The 14935-nt window shown below is 74.3% G+C and carries 18 protein-coding genes and 1 riboswitch; of the genes, 9 read left to right on the forward strand and 9 right to left on the reverse strand.

Going from position 1 to position 14935, the window contains the following annotated elements:
• Positions 1-54: 54 nt before the first annotated feature.
• Genes ACIBPC_RS08550 through ACIBPC_RS08560 form a run of 3 tightly spaced genes read right to left on the reverse strand, consistent with a single transcriptional unit; the run spans position 55 to position 1853 of the window.
• The gene (locus ACIBPC_RS08550) at positions 55-930 is read right to left on the reverse strand and encodes a fructosamine kinase family protein (protein WP_398842197.1); all 876 of its coding nucleotides are present in this window, start codon (positions 928-930) and stop codon (positions 55-57) included.
• A complete protein-coding gene (locus ACIBPC_RS08555) occupies positions 927-1469 on the reverse strand; it encodes a low molecular weight protein-tyrosine-phosphatase (RefSeq protein ID WP_362956745.1) in 543 nt (180 codons plus the stop codon). The genes ACIBPC_RS08550 and ACIBPC_RS08555 overlap by 4 nt, the downstream gene beginning before the upstream one ends.
• 3 nt (positions 1470-1472) lie before the next feature.
• On the reverse strand, positions 1473-1853 hold the full coding sequence (locus ACIBPC_RS08560) for a phage holin family protein (RefSeq protein ID WP_362956742.1): 381 nt from the start codon (positions 1851-1853) through the stop codon (positions 1473-1475).
• A gap of 48 nt (positions 1854-1901) precedes the next feature.
• Here ACIBPC_RS08560 and ACIBPC_RS08565 point away from each other — a divergent pair, with 48 nt between their 5' ends.
• Together ACIBPC_RS08565 and ACIBPC_RS08570 are read left to right on the forward strand one after the other, a co-directional pair.
• A complete protein-coding gene (locus tag ACIBPC_RS08565) occupies positions 1902-2219 on the forward strand; it encodes a cupin domain-containing protein (RefSeq protein WP_362956739.1) in 318 nt (105 codons plus the stop codon).
• A gap of 162 nt (positions 2220-2381) precedes the next feature.
• On the forward strand, positions 2382-2597 hold the full coding sequence (locus ACIBPC_RS08570) for a DUF5326 family protein (RefSeq protein WP_362956736.1): 216 nt from the start codon (positions 2382-2384) through the stop codon (positions 2595-2597).
• Here the strand turns inward: ACIBPC_RS08570 and ACIBPC_RS08575 are convergent.
• Entirely contained in the window at positions 2560-3885 is a 1326-nt protein-coding gene (locus ACIBPC_RS08575) for a YibE/F family protein (protein WP_398842200.1), read from the reverse strand. The genes ACIBPC_RS08570 and ACIBPC_RS08575 overlap by 38 nt on opposite strands.
• Positions 3886-3959: 74 nt before the next feature.
• Positions 3960-4071: riboswitch (TPP riboswitch) on the forward strand.
• Here ACIBPC_RS08575 and thiC point away from each other — a divergent pair.
• The 3 genes from thiC to ACIBPC_RS08590 all read left to right on the forward strand — a co-directional run bounded on the left by thiC (position 4063) and on the right by ACIBPC_RS08590 (position 7252).
• The gene (gene thiC / locus ACIBPC_RS08580) at positions 4063-5700 is read left to right on the forward strand and encodes a phosphomethylpyrimidine synthase ThiC (RefSeq protein ID WP_398842202.1); all 1638 of its coding nucleotides are present in this window, start codon (positions 4063-4065) and stop codon (positions 5698-5700) included. (Overlaps the previous riboswitch by 9 nt.)
• A 177-nt stretch (positions 5701-5877) precedes the next feature.
• A complete protein-coding gene (locus tag ACIBPC_RS08585; protein WP_362956727.1) occupies positions 5878-6414 on the forward strand; it encodes an ArsR family transcriptional regulator in 537 nt (178 codons plus the stop codon).
• Between the two features lie 22 nt (positions 6415-6436).
• Positions 6437-7252: a M23 family metallopeptidase gene (locus ACIBPC_RS08590; RefSeq protein WP_398842204.1), complete on the forward strand. Its 816-nt coding sequence runs from the start codon at positions 6437-6439 to the stop codon at positions 7250-7252.
• Here ACIBPC_RS08590 and ACIBPC_RS08595 read toward each other — a convergent pair.
• Positions 7224-7916 (reverse strand): TetR/AcrR family transcriptional regulator C-terminal domain-containing protein, encoded by a 693-nt coding sequence (locus tag ACIBPC_RS08595; RefSeq protein WP_362956721.1) that lies wholly within the window; start codon positions 7914-7916, stop codon positions 7224-7226. The two genes, ACIBPC_RS08590 and ACIBPC_RS08595, sit on opposite strands and share 29 nt — an antisense overlap.
• 56 nt (positions 7917-7972) lie before the next feature.
• Here ACIBPC_RS08595 and ACIBPC_RS08600 point away from each other — a divergent pair, with 56 nt between their 5' ends.
• Both ACIBPC_RS08600 and ACIBPC_RS08605 read left to right on the forward strand, forming a co-directional pair.
• Complete coding sequence (locus ACIBPC_RS08600) at positions 7973-9412, forward strand: MFS transporter (protein WP_398842206.1); 1440 nt, start codon at positions 7973-7975, stop codon at positions 9410-9412.
• Positions 9409-9798, forward strand: a complete 390-nt coding sequence (locus ACIBPC_RS08605; protein WP_398842208.1) for a cupin domain-containing protein — start codon at positions 9409-9411, stop codon at positions 9796-9798. Before ACIBPC_RS08600 ends, ACIBPC_RS08605 begins: the two co-directional genes overlap by 4 nt.
• A 53-nt stretch (positions 9799-9851) precedes the next feature.
• Here the strand turns inward: ACIBPC_RS08605 and ACIBPC_RS08610 are convergent, their stop codons facing one another.
• Entirely contained in the window at positions 9852-10598 is a 747-nt protein-coding gene (locus ACIBPC_RS08610) for an SDR family NAD(P)-dependent oxidoreductase (RefSeq protein ID WP_398842209.1), read from the reverse strand.
• Between the two features lie 83 nt (positions 10599-10681).
• Entirely contained in the window at positions 10682-11623 is a 942-nt protein-coding gene (pip, locus tag ACIBPC_RS08615; protein ID WP_398842210.1) for a prolyl aminopeptidase, read from the reverse strand.
• Positions 11624-11692: 69 nt separating this feature from the next.
• On the opposite strand from pip, the gene ACIBPC_RS08620 reads away from it, so the two are divergent.
• Positions 11693-12190 (forward strand): MarR family winged helix-turn-helix transcriptional regulator, encoded by a 498-nt coding sequence (locus tag ACIBPC_RS08620; protein ID WP_362956706.1) that lies wholly within the window; start codon positions 11693-11695, stop codon positions 12188-12190.
• Here ACIBPC_RS08620 and ACIBPC_RS08625 read toward each other — a convergent pair.
• On the reverse strand, positions 12169-13563 hold the full coding sequence (locus ACIBPC_RS08625; RefSeq protein ID WP_398842211.1) for a carboxylesterase family protein: 1395 nt from the start codon (positions 13561-13563) through the stop codon (positions 12169-12171). The two genes, ACIBPC_RS08620 and ACIBPC_RS08625, sit on opposite strands and share 22 nt — an antisense overlap.
• A 23-nt stretch (positions 13564-13586) precedes the next feature.
• Between ACIBPC_RS08625 and ACIBPC_RS08630 the strand changes: the two genes are divergently transcribed.
• The gene (locus ACIBPC_RS08630) at positions 13587-14378 is read left to right on the forward strand and encodes an SDR family oxidoreductase (RefSeq protein ID WP_398842213.1); all 792 of its coding nucleotides are present in this window, start codon (positions 13587-13589) and stop codon (positions 14376-14378) included.
• A 5-nt stretch (positions 14379-14383) separates the two neighbouring features.
• Here the strand turns inward: ACIBPC_RS08630 and ACIBPC_RS08635 are convergent, their stop codons facing one another.
• On the reverse strand, positions 14384-14830 hold the full coding sequence (locus ACIBPC_RS08635; protein WP_398842214.1) for a MarR family winged helix-turn-helix transcriptional regulator: 447 nt from the start codon (positions 14828-14830) through the stop codon (positions 14384-14386).
• Positions 14831-14935: the final 105 nt, after the last annotated feature.

Here is a 14935-nt window from a genome sequence, read left to right on the forward strand (position 1 = left end):
TAATGACCAGGGGAAAGACGCCGTCCCGGCCGGGTCGGGCAGGGTCGGGCCGGGTCAGGCCGTGGCGAGCGCGGCGCGGGCCGCCGCTCCCGACTGCCGCCCGTACGGGCCGCCGAACAGCACGGCGTGCACGAGGAGATGCTGAAGCTGGTGCAGCGGCACGCGGGCGGCGCGGCCGGGGATCGGCCGGACCTCCTCGTAGGCGGCCAGCAGGGTGTCCAGGTGGGGGCAGCCGAAGAGGTCGAGGAGCGCGAGGTCCGTCTCCGGGTGGCCGCCCTGGGCGGCGGGGTCGATCAGCCGGGGGCGGCCGTCCGGCGACCACTGCACGTTGCCCGACCACAGGTCGCCGTGGATGACGGCGGGCGGCTGCGGCGGCCCGGCGACCTCGCCGATCCGCGCGCAGAGCCGTTCGACATCACGGGCGTCGGCCGCGTCGATGCCGCCCCCGTCCACCGCCTGTCGCAGAAGGGGCAGAAGGCGGTGTTTCACGTGAAACGTCGCCCATTCGCCCGGCGCGTCACCGCTGAGCGGGACGCGGCCCAGATAGAGCGGGCCCTCGGCGCCGAACCGGTCGGCGGGCGTGGCGTGCAGGGCCGCCAGGTCGCGGCCGAGGCGTTCCGCCTGCGCGCGGTCCGGGGCGGCGGGTTCCAGCCATTCCAGGACGATGATCCCCGGGTCGTCCGGCCCGCCGGTGGCCAGGACCTCCGGCACGGCCACCGCTCCCGTGGAGCGCAGCAGCGCGAGCCCCGCCGCCTCGGCGGCGAAGCAGTCAGGGGGCGCGTCGGCGAGGGTCTTGGTGAAGACGGCACGGCCGTCCGCCAGCTCCGCCCGGTACGCGTCGGAGATGTCGCCGCCGGACAGGGGCCGGACGGCGGTCACCCCGGTGCCCAGCAGCTGCCCGACGCGCGGTCCGGGCGGAGCGGCGGTCACCGGTGTCCCGCGTCTGTCTCGACCAGCCAGGCGGCGAACCCCGGCATGGCCTCCTCCACGATGCGGAGCGAGTCGGCGAAGGCCGTGTCGTCGTCGTAATACGGGTCGGGGACGTCCAGGTCGCCGCGGCGCGCGGCGCCGGGGCCGGTCCCGTCCGTTCCCGCCCCGGGCGCGAAGGTGCGCAGCAGCTTCACCTTCGCGCGCTCCTCCGGAGTCCTGGCGAGGGCCCGCAGGCTCCGCTCATGCCCCCGGTCCATGGCGACGACCACGTCGTAGCGCGCGAACCAGTCGCGGTCGAAGGCCCGCGCGACATGGGCCTCGGCCGACGTGTCGTACCCCGCCGCGAGCAGTGCCTCCGTGGTGCGCGGGTCGGCGTGCTCCCCGGCGTGCCAGTCGCCGGTGCCCGCGCTGTCCACCACGAACCGGTCGCCTTCGCCCGCCTCGTCGAGCCGCGCCCGCAGCACGACCTCGGCCATCGGGGAGCGGCAGATGTTGCCCGAGCAGACCATGCAGACGCGACGGGGTGCCGCCTGGGTCATGGATCAGTCCTCGTCCCGGTCGAGGACCATGTTCACGGCCCACGACACGATCGAAATGATCAGGCCGCCGAGGAAGGCGGCGCCGAATCCGTCCACGTCGAACCGGTCGTCCCCGGCGATCCAGCTGGTCAGCAGCAGCATCAGGGCGTTGATCACGAAGGTGAACAGCCCGAGCGTCAGGATGAGCAGCGGAAGTGAGAACAACTTGACCACGGGCTTGACGACCACGTTGACCACACCGAAGATCAGCGCGACGACGAGCAGGGTGACGGTCTTGCCGCTGGTGTCGGAATCGCCCTCGCCGAGGGTGATGCCGCCCACCAGCCAGACCGCCACGGCCAGGGCGACCGCGTTGGCTATGAACCGGAACAGGATGCTTGTCATACGGAGATCGTTTCAGATGGCACGGGCGGCGCAAGGGGTGGCGGAGCGATGAAGGAATTCCGGCTGGATCAGCTGGAGGCCGAACGGATGGCGCACGACGGCGCGTACCTCCGCTTCCTGAACGAGCGCACGATGTCGGCGGGACTCTACGCGCTGGACGCCGGGCAGCAGGACGGACAGCGCCCCCAGCGCCAGGACGTCGTGAACTTCGTCCTCAGCGGCCGGGCCTCCCTCACGGTCGGCGAGGAGACCACGACCGTGGCGCGCGGCAGCGTGGTGTTCGTCCCGGCCGGGGTGCAGGCGCGGTTCCACCACATCACCGAGGACATCCGCGTGATGGTGGTCTTCTCGCCGCCGGAGGGCTGAGCGCGGCGTGCGCGTCCCGGGGTCTCAGGGTCACGTCAGGGGACGGTCAGGGGCAGACGGGGGCTTCCCGCCCTCCCGTCCGCCGGTGGGCGGACCTAAGCTCGGACACGTCGGAGCGCGCATGTACCGATACCGACGCTGTCGAACAGGAGCCCCGGAGAAATGAAGGAAGCGTTCAAGACCCTGCCATGGTGGGTGCGGTGGATCGCCATCCCCGCCATCGCCCTGGTCGTATTCGGCGGCATTCTGATCACGGTGCTCGCATGGGTCGTCGGGCTGCTGTTCCGTGTGCTGCTGTTCGCCGCGCTGGTGGCGCTCCTGATCTTCGTCGTCAGGAAGGTCACCTCCTCCTCTTCCTCCTCCGGTGGCGGCTGGTAGCCGTCCCGCCGCCGCCCGCCTGCGCGGGCAGCGCGGCCGCGGCCGGTGCCGACGGCGGCCGGTCGGCGTTCACCACGAGCGCCGCCAGCAGCGTCGTCACCGGCACCGAGGCCACCAGGCCGATCGACCCCACCAGGGTCCGCACGATCTCCTCGGACACCAGCTCGCTGAACGCGACGCTGCTCACACCGGCCCTGGCGATCATGAACAGCAGCAGCAGCGGCAGGGCCGCGCCCGCGTACGCCAGCACCAGGGTGTTCACCACCGACGCGATGTGGTCGCGGCCGATCCGCATGCCGGAGCGGTAGAGGGTGAGCCAGCCCGCCGACGGGTCGGCCTGCTTCAGCTCCCACACGACCGACGTCTGCGTGACGGTGACGTCGTCCAGCACGCCGAGCGAGCCGATCAGGATGCCCGCCAGCAGCAGGCCGCGCACCTCGATGCCCGGGTAGAGGCTGTGGACGAGGCCGGTCTGCTCGTCGGTGTTGCCGGTCAGGTGCGCCCAGCCGATGAACAGCGAGCCGAGCGCGCCGATGAGCAGCAGCGACACGAGCGTGCCGAGGACGGCGACGGACGTGCGCGCGTTCACCCCGTGCGTCAGGTAGAGGGTGGTCAGCATGATCACGCTGCCGCCGATCACCGCCACGACCAGGGGATTCGAGCCGTGGAGGATCGCGGGCAGGATGAAGAGGGTCAGCACCGCGAAGCTCACGCCGAGCCCGACGAGCGCCAGCAGCCCGCGCAGCCGCCCGACCACCACGACGGCGAGCGCGAAGATGGCGGCGAGCAGCAGGATCGGCAGCTGCCGGTCCACGTCGCGGACGCTGTACTGGAGTTCCTCGGGGGCGTCGGGCGCGTAGGCGACGACGACCTCCTGGCCGACGTCGTACCGCTGCGTCGCGTCGGGGGGCACGACCTCGGTGAACGTGCGTCCGGCGTCCGGGCCGCTGGTGACCTCGACGGTGGCCCGTTCGCACTCGCCGGGGTTGCCCCGCGGCACCTGCACGCCCAGCTCCTCGCACGGGGTCTCGGTGACCTCGGTGACGCGCGCCTGCTCGGTCTGCTGGTCGAAGCCGACGCCCGTGTGCCCGTCCTGCTCCGGTGTCCCGCCGGGCCACAGCAGCACGAGCCCCGCGGCCATGACGGCGGCGAACGGGATCAGCACCGCCGCTATCACCTTGCGCAGCCGTGCCGAGACGGGCGCGGCGGGGCCGTGCTGGTGCCCGTGCGCGTGCCCGTGCGCCGGGGGGTGCGGGGGGCCCGGGGGTTGGTCGTCGAGTCGGCTCACGCTCCGATCATCGCGTAAGAATCACGGCGCCCTGTTCAGCACACCCCGGCGCGGGCTAGCGTGGGACCGCTGACCAAGCACATCGCGGGAGCTCCGGGCACGGGGCTGAGAGGGCGCTGCAGCCGCGCCGACCGCCGAACCTGTTACCGGGTAATGCCGGCGTAGGGAGTGGGTCGAATGACCTCGCACGACACACGCACGTCCGACGTGTCCGCCATCGGATCACACAAGGGATATCTCACCGGTTCGCGCCCCGATCTGCGGGTGCCGGTGCGCCGCGTGCACCTGACCGACGGGACCGACGTCACGCTGTACGACACCTCGGGGCCGTACACGGACCCGGAGGTCGAGACCGACGTCCGCCGCGGCCTGCCGCCGCTGCGCGGCGCGTGGATCGAGGAGCGGCGGGCCGACGGGACGCCCGCGGTCACGCAGCTGGCGTACGCCAGGCGCGGGGAGATCACCCCCGAGATGGAGTACGTGGCGCTCAGGGAGAACCGTTCACCCGCCTTCGTGCGCGACGAGATCGCGGCGGGCCGGGCCGTCCTGCCGGTGAACGTGAACCACCCGGAGTCCGAGCCGATGATCATCGGGAAGAACTTCCTGGTGAAGGTGAACGCCAACATCGGCAACTCCGCCGTCACCTCGTCCGTGGACGAGGAGGTGGAGAAGATGACGTGGGCGACCCGGTGGGGCGCCGACACGATCATGGACCTGTCCACGGGCCGCGACATCCACCGGACACGCGAGTGGATTCTACGCAACTCGCCCGTACCGGTGGGAACCGTGCCGATCTACCAGGCGTTGGAGAAGGTGAACGGCAGGGCGGAGGAGCTGACATGGGAGATCTACCGCGACACGGTGGTCGAGCAGGCGGAGCAGGGCGTCGACTACATGACGGTCCACGCGGGCGTTCTGCTGCGATACGTACCGCTGACCGCGCGGCGTAAGACGGGCATCGTCTCGCGCGGCGGCTCGATCATGGCCGCCTGGTGCCTGGCGCACCACCAGGAGAGCTTCCTCTACACGCACTTCGAGGAGCTGTGCGAGATCCTGCGCGCGTACGACGTCACGTTCTCCCTGGGTGACGGACTGCGCCCCGGGTCCATCGCGGACGCCAACGACGAGGCGCAGTTCGCCGAGCTGCGCACGCTGGGCGAGCTGAACGCGATCGCCAAGGCGCACGACGTGCAGACCATGATCGAGGGCCCCGGGCACGTCCCGATGCACAAGATCAAGGAGAACATCGACCTCCAGCAGGAGATCTGCGACGAGGCGCCGTTCTACACGCTCGGGCCGCTCACGACGGACGTCGCGCCCGCGTACGACCACATCACATCGGGCATCGGCGCGGCGATGATCGCGTGGTGGGGCACGGCGATGCTCTGCTACGTCACGCCGAAGGAGCACCTCGGCCTGCCGAACCGGGACGACGTGAAGACCGGCGTCATCACGTACAAGATCGCCGCGCACGCCGCCGACCTCGCCAAGGGGCATCCGGGCGCCCAGGCTTGGGACGACGCCCTGTCCGACGCGCGCTTCGAGTTCCGCTGGGAGGACCAGTTCAACCTGGCGCTCGACCCGGACACGGCCCGCGCGTTCCACGACGAGACGCTCCCCGCCGAACCGGCGAAGACGGCGCACTTCTGCTCGATGTGCGGCCCGAAGTTCTGCTCGATGAAGATCTCGCAGGACATCAGGCGCGAACACGGGGGCACGCTCGCCGAGATGACGGAGGCGGAGGCCGGGATGGCCGAGAAGTCCGCCGAGTTCGCCCGCTCCGGCAACCGCGTCTACCTGCCGCTGACGGACTGAGCCGACCCCCGCTCCGTCCCGGTCCGGCGGTCGCTCCCGCCGGACCGGGACGCGGTGTCCTACCAGCCGGTCGTCGCCGACCGCCGCGTTCGTGTCCCTGAGGGAGGCCAGGGGGCTGTGGTGATGCCGGATCGGCCGCCGTTTTACAAAGACTACGTAGTTACGTAGTCTCTCGCCATGGACCTGGACGAGCGCGTCGCCGCGCTGGAACGGCGTGTGGCGGAGCTGGAGCGCCGGGACGCGCCGTCCCCGCAGGCGCCCGGGGACGGCGGAGCGGAGGGGACCCCGCCGTCCCGGGACCCCTTCTGGGCGCTGGAGGCGCTCAAGTCCCTGATGGCCGACGACCCCGAGACGCCCGACGGCGGCGTGCTGTTCACCGGCGCCGTCCGGCTGCCCACGGACGAGCACGTCGAGTGGCAGTGGGGCCGGACGACGGGCGACCTGCTGGCGGCCGAATGGACGGACACCGCCGACGTGTTCGCGGCGCTCGGGCACCCCGTACGGCTGCGGCTGCTCCGCGAGATCCTCGCCGGGCGGCGGACCGTCGCCGAGCTGACCGCCCTGGAAGGGCTCGGCACCAGCGGCCAGATCTACCATCACCTGCGGCTGCTGACGACCGCCGGCTGGCTGCACGCGGCGGCCAGAGGACGGCACGAGGTGCCGCCGCAGCGGGTCGTTCCCCTGCTCGTGGTCCTCTCCGCCGCGCTGTCCTGAGCAAGGCAAGGAGCACCGGACGATGCACGCCCTGACACGCATACTCGCCGGCCTGGGCCAGACGCTGTGGTGGGCGTTCATCGTCCTCGCGGTGGCCGACACCTTCGCCGACGCCCCCGCCCTCGAACCGGTCACCTGGGCCGCGCTGGTCCTGGCCGTCCTGCTGCCGCCCCTGGCGCGGAAGCTGGTGCCCGGGCCGGCCACCGCACCGGAGCCCGTGGAGGTCGCCCCGCCGGTCACCGGCACGTGGTCCGCGCTGAACAGCCCGGCGGACAAGGTCCCCAGCCACGGCACCCGGGCGCTCGGGCAGGCGTACGCGATCGACATCGTCGCCGAGCGGGACGACCGGCCCCGCCCGTCGTTCGGCTGGTGGCCACCGACGCGCCGGAACGCCGCCTTCCCCGCGTACGGCGAGCCGCTGTACGCGGTGGCGGACGCGACCGTCGTCCGCGCCGGGCACCGCCGCCGCGACCACCTCAGCCGCAACTCGTGGCCCGCCATGGCGTACCTGCTGGCCGAAGGCCTGGTCCGCACCCTCGGCGGCCCGTACTGGATCGTCGGCAACCACGTCCTGCTCGACCTCGGCGACGGCACCTACGCCCTGTACGCCCACCTGCGGCGCGGCTCCCTGGCCGTCCGGCCGGGCGAGCGCGTCCGCGCGGGGCAGCTCCTCGCGCGCTGCGGCAACTCGGGCAACTCCACCGAGCCCCACCTGCACTTCCAGCTGATGGACTCCGCCGACCTGCGCCTCGCGCGCGGCATCCCCTTCCGCTGGCGCGGCATCGGCGTCCCGGCGGCGCGCGAACGCTTCACCGCCCCCGGACCGGCCGCCCGCTGACCCCGCCGGCGAGCAGGCCGTCCACCAGGGCGGCGAGGCCCTCCGCGTAGGTGTCCTCGGCGGTCAGCGGCAGCCAGCGCTCCGCCACCGAGGCGAGGCGGGGCAGCTCGCCCGGGTCGACGGCGGCGAAGGCGCGCTCCCGGTACGTGTCGCCCCCCGCCGCGCGCCGCCCGGCCGCCGCCGTCCGCACGACGATCTCCCCGGCCGTGTAGTACCAGATCGCGCGGTAGCCGCGTACGGCCTGCTCGGGCGAGAGCCCGGCGGCGACCAGGCCGTCGATGATCTGCTCGACGAACCACAGCGCGGAGGCGGACATCAGGTCGTCGGCGGTCAGGACCTCGACGATCCAGGGGCAGGCGGCGAGCGCGCCGTGGATCGCGTCCGCGGCGGCGACCACGCGGTCGCGCGGCGCGGCGGGCATGTCGGGGCGGCGCAGCTCGCGGGCGGCGTAGTCGTCCAGCAGGAGGACGAGCAGTTCGTCCTTGTCGCGGACGTGGTGGTAGAGCGCCATCGGCGTGCTGCCGATCTCCTTGGCCAGCCGGCGCATGGTCAGCCGGTCCACGCCCTCCTCGTCGACGATCCGGCGTGCCGTCCCGACGACCTCGTCGCGGGAGATGCGCGGGGGGCGGCCGGGCGTTCTGCGGGGTTCGGACGGTGGCGGCATGCCCTCATGATCCCCCCGGCATCGACAGCGGCGGACTCCCGGGCTATTTTTTATACATGTATAGAAACGCAAGAGGGCGCCCCGGCGCGGTGCTGGCCGCCGCGGCCGTCGCCCAGTTCGTCTTCGCACTCGACATGTCGGTCGTCAACGTCGCCCTGCCCGCGATCCGCGCCACGCTCGGCTTCGGGCCGCTCGGCCTGTCGTGGGTCGTCCACGCCTACGCCCTCGCGTTCGGCGGCTTCCTGCTGCTCGGCGGCCGCGCCTGCGACCTGTACGGGAAGCGCCGCGTCTTCGTCGGCGGCCTGGCCGTCTTCGGCGTGTGCTCGCTGGCGGGCGGGCTCGCGCAGGCGCCCTGGCAGCTGGTCGCGGCGCGCGCCGGGCAGGGCCTCGGGGCCGCCGCGGCCGCCCCCGCCGCGCTCGCGCTGCTGACCACGACCTTCCCCGAGGGCCCCCGGCGCGTCCGCGCGCTCGGGGTGTGGAGCGCCGTCAACGCGGCGGGCGGCGCGCTCGGCGTCCTGGCGGGCGGGCTGCTGACCGAGTACGCGGGCTGGCGGTGGGTGATGCTCGTCAACCTGCCCGTCGTCGCGGCGGCCCTCGCGCTGACCGCCGCCGGTGTGCCCGCCGACGCGCGGCACGGCGCGCGGGAGCGGATGGACGTGCTCGGGGCCGTCCTCGCGACCGGCGGAACGGGGCTGCTGGTGTTCGGCGTCGTGCGCACCGACGCCGAGGGCTGGGGCTCGGCGGTCACGTGGGCGACGCTCGCCGCCGCGGCCGTACTGCTCGCCGCCTTCGTCCTCGCCGAGTCGCGGTCGTCCACGCCGCTGCTGCGCCTCGGGCTGCTGCGGAGCCGCTGGGTCGCGGGGGCCAACGTGCTGGTGTTCCTCGCCGCGGCCGGGCAGTTCACGGCGTTCTGGTTCGTGTCCCTCTACATGCAGCAGGTCCTCGGCATGGGCGCCGCGGCGACGGGCCTGGCGTTCCTGCCGTTCTCCGCGGCCATGGTCGCGGGCACCTTCGCCGCCATCCGCGTCACGTCCGTCCGCGGCCCGCGCGCGCCGCTCGTGCCCGGCGCCCTGCTGGCCGCCGCCGGTCTGCTGTGGTTCGCGGCCATCAGTCCGGACGGCGGCTTCCTGACGGACGTGCTCGGCCCGTCCGTCGTCACCGGCGCGGGCGCGGGGCTGGTCCTGGCGCCGGTCGCCGCCGCCGCGACCACCGGCGTCGCGGCCCGGGAGGCGGGCATGGCGTCCGGCCTCCTCAACAGCTCGCGCCAGCTGGGCGGCTGCGTCGGCCTCGCCGTGCTCGCCACCGTCGCCGCGCACCGCACCGGCGCGGCCACGGGGCCCGGCGCGCTCAACGACGGCTACGCGCTCGGCCTCGCTGCCGCCGCCGCGCTGTTCGTGGTCGCGGCGGCCGTGGCGGTCGCCGTACTGCCCCGGCGCCACCGGGACGGCGGGACCGCCGCCCCTTCGGAGAAACAACTGGAAGGAATCCCCTCATGACCACACCGCCCTTCGACCTCTTCGCCTCGGCGCTGCGCTTCCACCCCGACGGCGGCGTCCACGCCGCCGAGCGCCGCATGACGGGCGACGGCTCCGACGCATGGCAGCTCGCCGCGTTCCGCGTGGCGACCGACGCCGATGTCCACGCCGACCACTGGGAGATGCACCCGGACGCGGACGAGGCGGTGTGCTGCCTGCGCGGCGGCGTGCGCCTCCACTTCAGGGGAACGGGCGACGGCGACGCCGGGGAGACGGTGCGGCTGCGCGCGGGGGAGGGCGTGGTCGTCCCCCGGGGCCGCTGGCACCGCATCGGACTGGACGAGCCGAGCGAGCTGATGTCGGTCACGCGCCGCGACGGCACCCGGCTGGAGGAGCGCGCCTCCTGAACCGCGTACGGCCCGGCGGGAGAGACCGCCGGGCCATGCGGGGGGCGCGGGTGTCAGATGGTGAAGCCGCCGTCCGCGTGCAGCGTCGCGCCGGTGATGTACGCGGCCGAGGCGGACGCGACGAACGCCACCGTGCTCGCGACCTCGTCCGGCGTCCCGAACCGTCCCAGGGCCGTGAACCCGTTGATCGTCGCCGCGTTCGGCCCGTCCGCCGGGTTGAGGTCCGTGTCGGTCGCGCCGGGGCTGACGAGGTTGACGGTGATCCCCCGCGGCCCGAGGTCGCGGGCCAGGCCCTTGGTCATGCCGGTGAGCGCCGACTTGCTCAGCGCGTACAGCGTGAAGCCGGGGAAGACGGTGCGCTCGGCCACGTTGCTGCCGATGCTGATGATCCGCCCGCCCTCGGCCATGTGCCGCGCGGCGGCGCGTGAGGCGAGGTAGGGGGTGCGGATGTTCGCCGCGACCGTCGCCTCGAACGCGGCGGCGTCCAGGTCCGCCAGGTCGCCGACCGGGAACGCGGCCGCGTTGTTCACCAGGATGTCCAGGCGGCCCGTGTGCTCGACCGCCGCCGCCACGGCGCGCTCGCCCGCGTCCGGGTCGGCGCTGTCCACCTGGACGGCGAACGCGCGCCGCCCGAGCCGCTCGATCTCTCCCACGACAGCCTGCGCGCTGTCCTTGTCCCTGAGGTAGGTGACGACGACGTCCGCGCCGCCGTCCGCCAGGCGCAGCGCCACCGCCGCGCCGATGCCTCGTCCGCCACCGGTCACCAGGGCCGTACGGCCCGCGAATTCGTTCTCCTTCATGCGGACGATCCTGCTGGCGCGCGCCGCCCGGCACCGGCGACGGCCGGACATCGCGTTCCCGGCGCGATGTCCGTAAACCGCTGTCAACCGCGCTCGGCGAACTCCGCGAGGGCCGCGGAGACATACGCGCGGCTCTCCTCGTTCCCCAGGTGCCCCGCTCCCTCCGTGACGAGGAGCCGCGCGTCCGGCCACGCCTTCGCCAGCTCCCACGCCGTCCCCAGCGGCCCGCCCATGTCGAACCGCCCGTGCACCAGGACGCCGGGGATGCCCGCCAGCCGGTGCGCGTCCCGCAGCAGCGCGCCCTCCTCCAGCCACGCGCCGTGCGAGAAGTAGTGCGTGCAGACGCGGACGAGCGCGACGCGGTCGGCGGGCGGACGGCCGCCGAACGGCGCCGGGCCGCCCGCCGCCGTCTCGCCCGACAGCACCGCGTCCTCCCACGCGCACCAGTCGGCCACCGCCCTGGCGCGCACCGCCTCGTCCGGGTCCTCCAGCAGCCGCGCGTACGCCCCCACCACGTCGCCGTCGCGCGGGGTGCCGGGCGCGCCCGCGAGGAAGCGGTCCCACGCCTCGGGGTAGAAGCGGCCGACGCCCCGGTAGAGCCAGTCGATCTCGGAGCGCCGGGTCGTCGTGACGCTGGCGATGACGATCTCGGAGACGCGCTCGGGGTGCTCCTCGGCGTACGCGAGGATCAGCGTGGAGCCCCAGGAGCCGCCGTAGAGCAGCCAGCGGTCGATGCCGAGGTGCGCGCGGAGGCGTTCCATGTCGGCGATCAGGTGGGCCGTGGTGTTGTGCCGCATGTCGGTGGCGGGGTCGCTCGCGTGGGGGGTGCTGCGTCCCGAGCCGCGCTGGTCGAAGAGGACGACGCGGTAGCGGTCCAGGTCGAAGCGGCGGAGTCCGGCGGGGTTGTGGCCCGAGCCGGGGCCGCCGTGGACGACGGCGGCGGGCTTGCCGGCCGGATTGCCGTGGACCTCCCAGTACATGTGGTTGCCGTCGCCCACGTCGAGCATGCCGCTGGTCCCGCCCATGTGTCCGCTCCTTCTGCCCGTGCCATATCGTGACAGCGCTTATATAACAGCACTGTTAGAATAGCGCGCATGACCGCCCCGCCCCCCGGCCCCGCCACGGGCCCGGCCTTCCTCGGCACCCGGCTGCGGCTCCTCCTCGACACGCTGGAGCGCGACGTGGAGGCCGTCTACGCCGACCTCGGCCTGCCGGGCTTCCGCCCGCGCCACGCCCCCGTCGTCCGCGCCCTCGCCGCGGCCGGCGACCTGCCGATCCGGGACGTGGCCCGCGCGACCGGCGTCACGCACTCGGCGGCCAGCCAGACCGTCGCGCAGATGGCGCGGGACGGCCTGGTCACCCTCGTACCCGGCGACGACGCGCGCCAGCGCATCGTGCGGCTGACCCCGCGCGCCGAGGCGCTGCTGCCCCGGCTCGGCGCCGAGTGGGACGCGACGGCCCGCGCCGCGGCCGAGCTGGACGCCGAACTGCCCTACCCGCTCAGCCGCCTCGTCACCGAGACCCTCGCCGCGCTGGAGCGCCGCCCGATGCGGGAGCGCATCGGCGAGGTTCAGCGGGACGCGGGCGCGTAGCCGAACGCCTCCCAGAGCGCCCGCGTGCGCTCCGGCGCGGGAACGGGCGGCCCCGGCGGCGGCCCGTCGGCGCGCCACTCGCGGACGGCGCCCGCGCCCCAGCCGGGGTCGCCGGTCGCGGCGAAGGCGGCCCAGGCCGCGGTGATCTCCCCCGGCCCGCCCGGCGCGTTCCCGAAGGCGTACGGGACCTCCGCGCCGTGCCAGCCGCCCGCGTAACGGGCGCGGTACGTCCGCCCGCCCGCCGCCTCGTGCGCGTCGGCGAGCCGCCGGGTGTACTCGCCGAAGAGCAGGTCGCCGTGCACAGCGAGGTAGACATCGGCGACAGACGCGCCCGGCATCAACTCCCGGTACCCGTCGGTCAGTCCGTCCGGCAGCCCGGCCCAGCGGGCGAACGCGTCCAGCTCCGCGCCGTCGCGCACCCGCCGCCCCTGGCCGAACGCGTCCATCAGCCAGAACTCGTGCGACGCCGTGCACACCAGCAGGTCCACACCGGGGTCCACAGCCGCGAGTGGGTCGCCGTCCAGCACCGGGCCATGGACGACGGGGTTGTACGGGCGCAGACCGCCCGCCGCCACGGTGTCGGCCGCCGCGACGAGCGCCGCAGAGCCGGCGGCCGCTGCGGGCCCCGCCTCCGCCTCGACGAGCCCGGCCACCCGGGCGGCCAGCCCGCGCGAGAACACCGGTCCGACGGCGCTGTGCGCGATCGCCCGGTGGAAGAGGCCGCGCGCCAGGGTCATCAGGCACACGACCGCGGTGGCACCCGCCGACTGCCCGGCCAGGGTGACGTTCCCCGGATCGCCGCCGAACGCCGCCGCGTTGTCGCGCACCCAGCGCAGGGCGGCGGCCTGGTCGAGCAGGCCGCGGTTGGGCGGCGCGCCCGCCACGAGCCCGAACCCCTCATGCCCCAGGCGGTAGTTGAGGGTGACGACCACCATGCCGCCGCCGCTCGCCGCGAGGGCCGCCCCGTCGAACTCCGGCTGCGCCGACGACCCGAACGCGTACGCGCCCCCGTGCAGCCACACCAGCACCGGCAGCCCGGCCGCGCCGGACGCGGGCGCGGCGGGGGCCCACACGTTCAGCGTCAGGGCCGCGCCGCCCGCCGGGCCCTCCGGGTCCCATACGGGCGCGCCCGGCAGTTCGGCCGACTGCGGCGCGACGGGCCCGAACTCCCGCCCGTCCCGCACCCCTTCCCAGGCGTGCGGCGCCCCCGGCGCGGCGAAGCGCCCCGCCGGGCCGTCCGGCAGCGACGCGTACGGTATGCCGCGCGCCGCCACCACACCGCCGCCGTGACCGCCGTGACCGGCAGGCCAGGCGCGGACCGTGCCGGACGCCAGCCGGACGTCCCGCGCCCCGGCACCCATGTCGTCTCCCATACGCGGCACCTTATGTTGACCCCATGACAACCTCCTCCGCCCCCTCGGCCTCCGGCGGCACCGGCGCCTCGCGCCTGCCGGGCACCGCCCTCGTCACCGGCGCGTCGCGCGGCCTCGGCGCCGTCATCGCGCGCCGCCTCGCCGCCGGGGGACACCCCGTCGCGGTCGCCTACCGCTCCGGCACCGAGGCGGCGCTGCGCGTCGTCACGGACATCCGCGCGGCGGGCGGCACCGCCGAGGCGTTCGCGGCGGACGTCACGGACGAGGCGGCCGTCACCGGCCTCGTCGCGGACGCCGCCGACCGCCTCGGCCCCGTCAGCGTCCTGGTCGCCAACGCCACGGGACCCCAGCCGCTCACCGAACCCGACGCCGTGACCTGGCAGGACCACCTCGACCAGCTCACGTTCTTCGTCAAGAGCCCGACGCTGCTGATGCAGGCGGTGCTGCCCGCCATGCGCGAGCACGGCGCCGGGCGGATCATCCAGATCGGTTCCGACGTGCTGGAGCGCGCCCTCCCCGAGATGTCGCCCTACGTCGCCGCCAAGGCCGCGCAGCACGCGCTGACCGAGATCTGGGCGCGCGCCCTCGGCCCGTACGGGATCACGGTCAACACGGTGGCGCCCGGCTGGATCCCGGTCGAGCGGCACGCGGACGCGACGCCGGAGGCCCTCGCCTCGTACGCCGCCGGGGTGCCGCTGCGCCGGATGGGGCGGCCCGAGGACGTCGCGGCCGCCGTCGCGTTCCTGGCGTCGCCCGCCGCCGGGTTCGTCACCGGCGAACGCGTCAAGGTCAACGGGGGCCACACGCTGGGCTGACCGCCTCAGCCGTCGTCCCGGCTGTCACCTTCACTGTCAACCACACGTCCCAACAGGTCGCGCAGCGCCCGCAGTTCGTCCTCGGGCAGGTCGAACAGGCTACGGGCGAACGCGTGGTGGCGGCGGCCGAGCAGCGAGCGCCGCCGCCGCCCCTCCGCGGTGAGCGCGACCAGCTTGACGCGCCGGTCCGCCGGGTCCGGCCTGCGCTCGACCAGCCCGCGCCGCTGGAGCCCGTCCACGATGCCGGTGACGTTCGACGCGTCGCAGGACAGCCACTCGGCGAGCAGCCGCATGGGCGCGGGCGCGTCGAGCCTGGCCAGGACGATCGCCTGCGCGGGGGGCAGTTCGAGCCCGGCGGCGGTCGCGGTGAAGTCCTGGCGCAGCCGCTCCGAGAGGTGCTGGACGAGCGCGGTCACCTCGTTCACCAGCGGGGCGCACTGCTCGGCGGTCATGCCCCGATCGTACGCCCGGCCTCCTTGCCTCCGGCAACTGTTGAGCTTCTCAAGCATCTGCGCCTACACTCGCCCGAATACTTGAGTTGCTCAATAATGGACAAC

Source organism: Streptomyces sp. NPDC049879 (genome assembly GCF_044461265.1).
GTDB lineage: Bacteria > Actinomycetota > Actinomycetes > Streptomycetales > Streptomycetaceae > Streptomyces.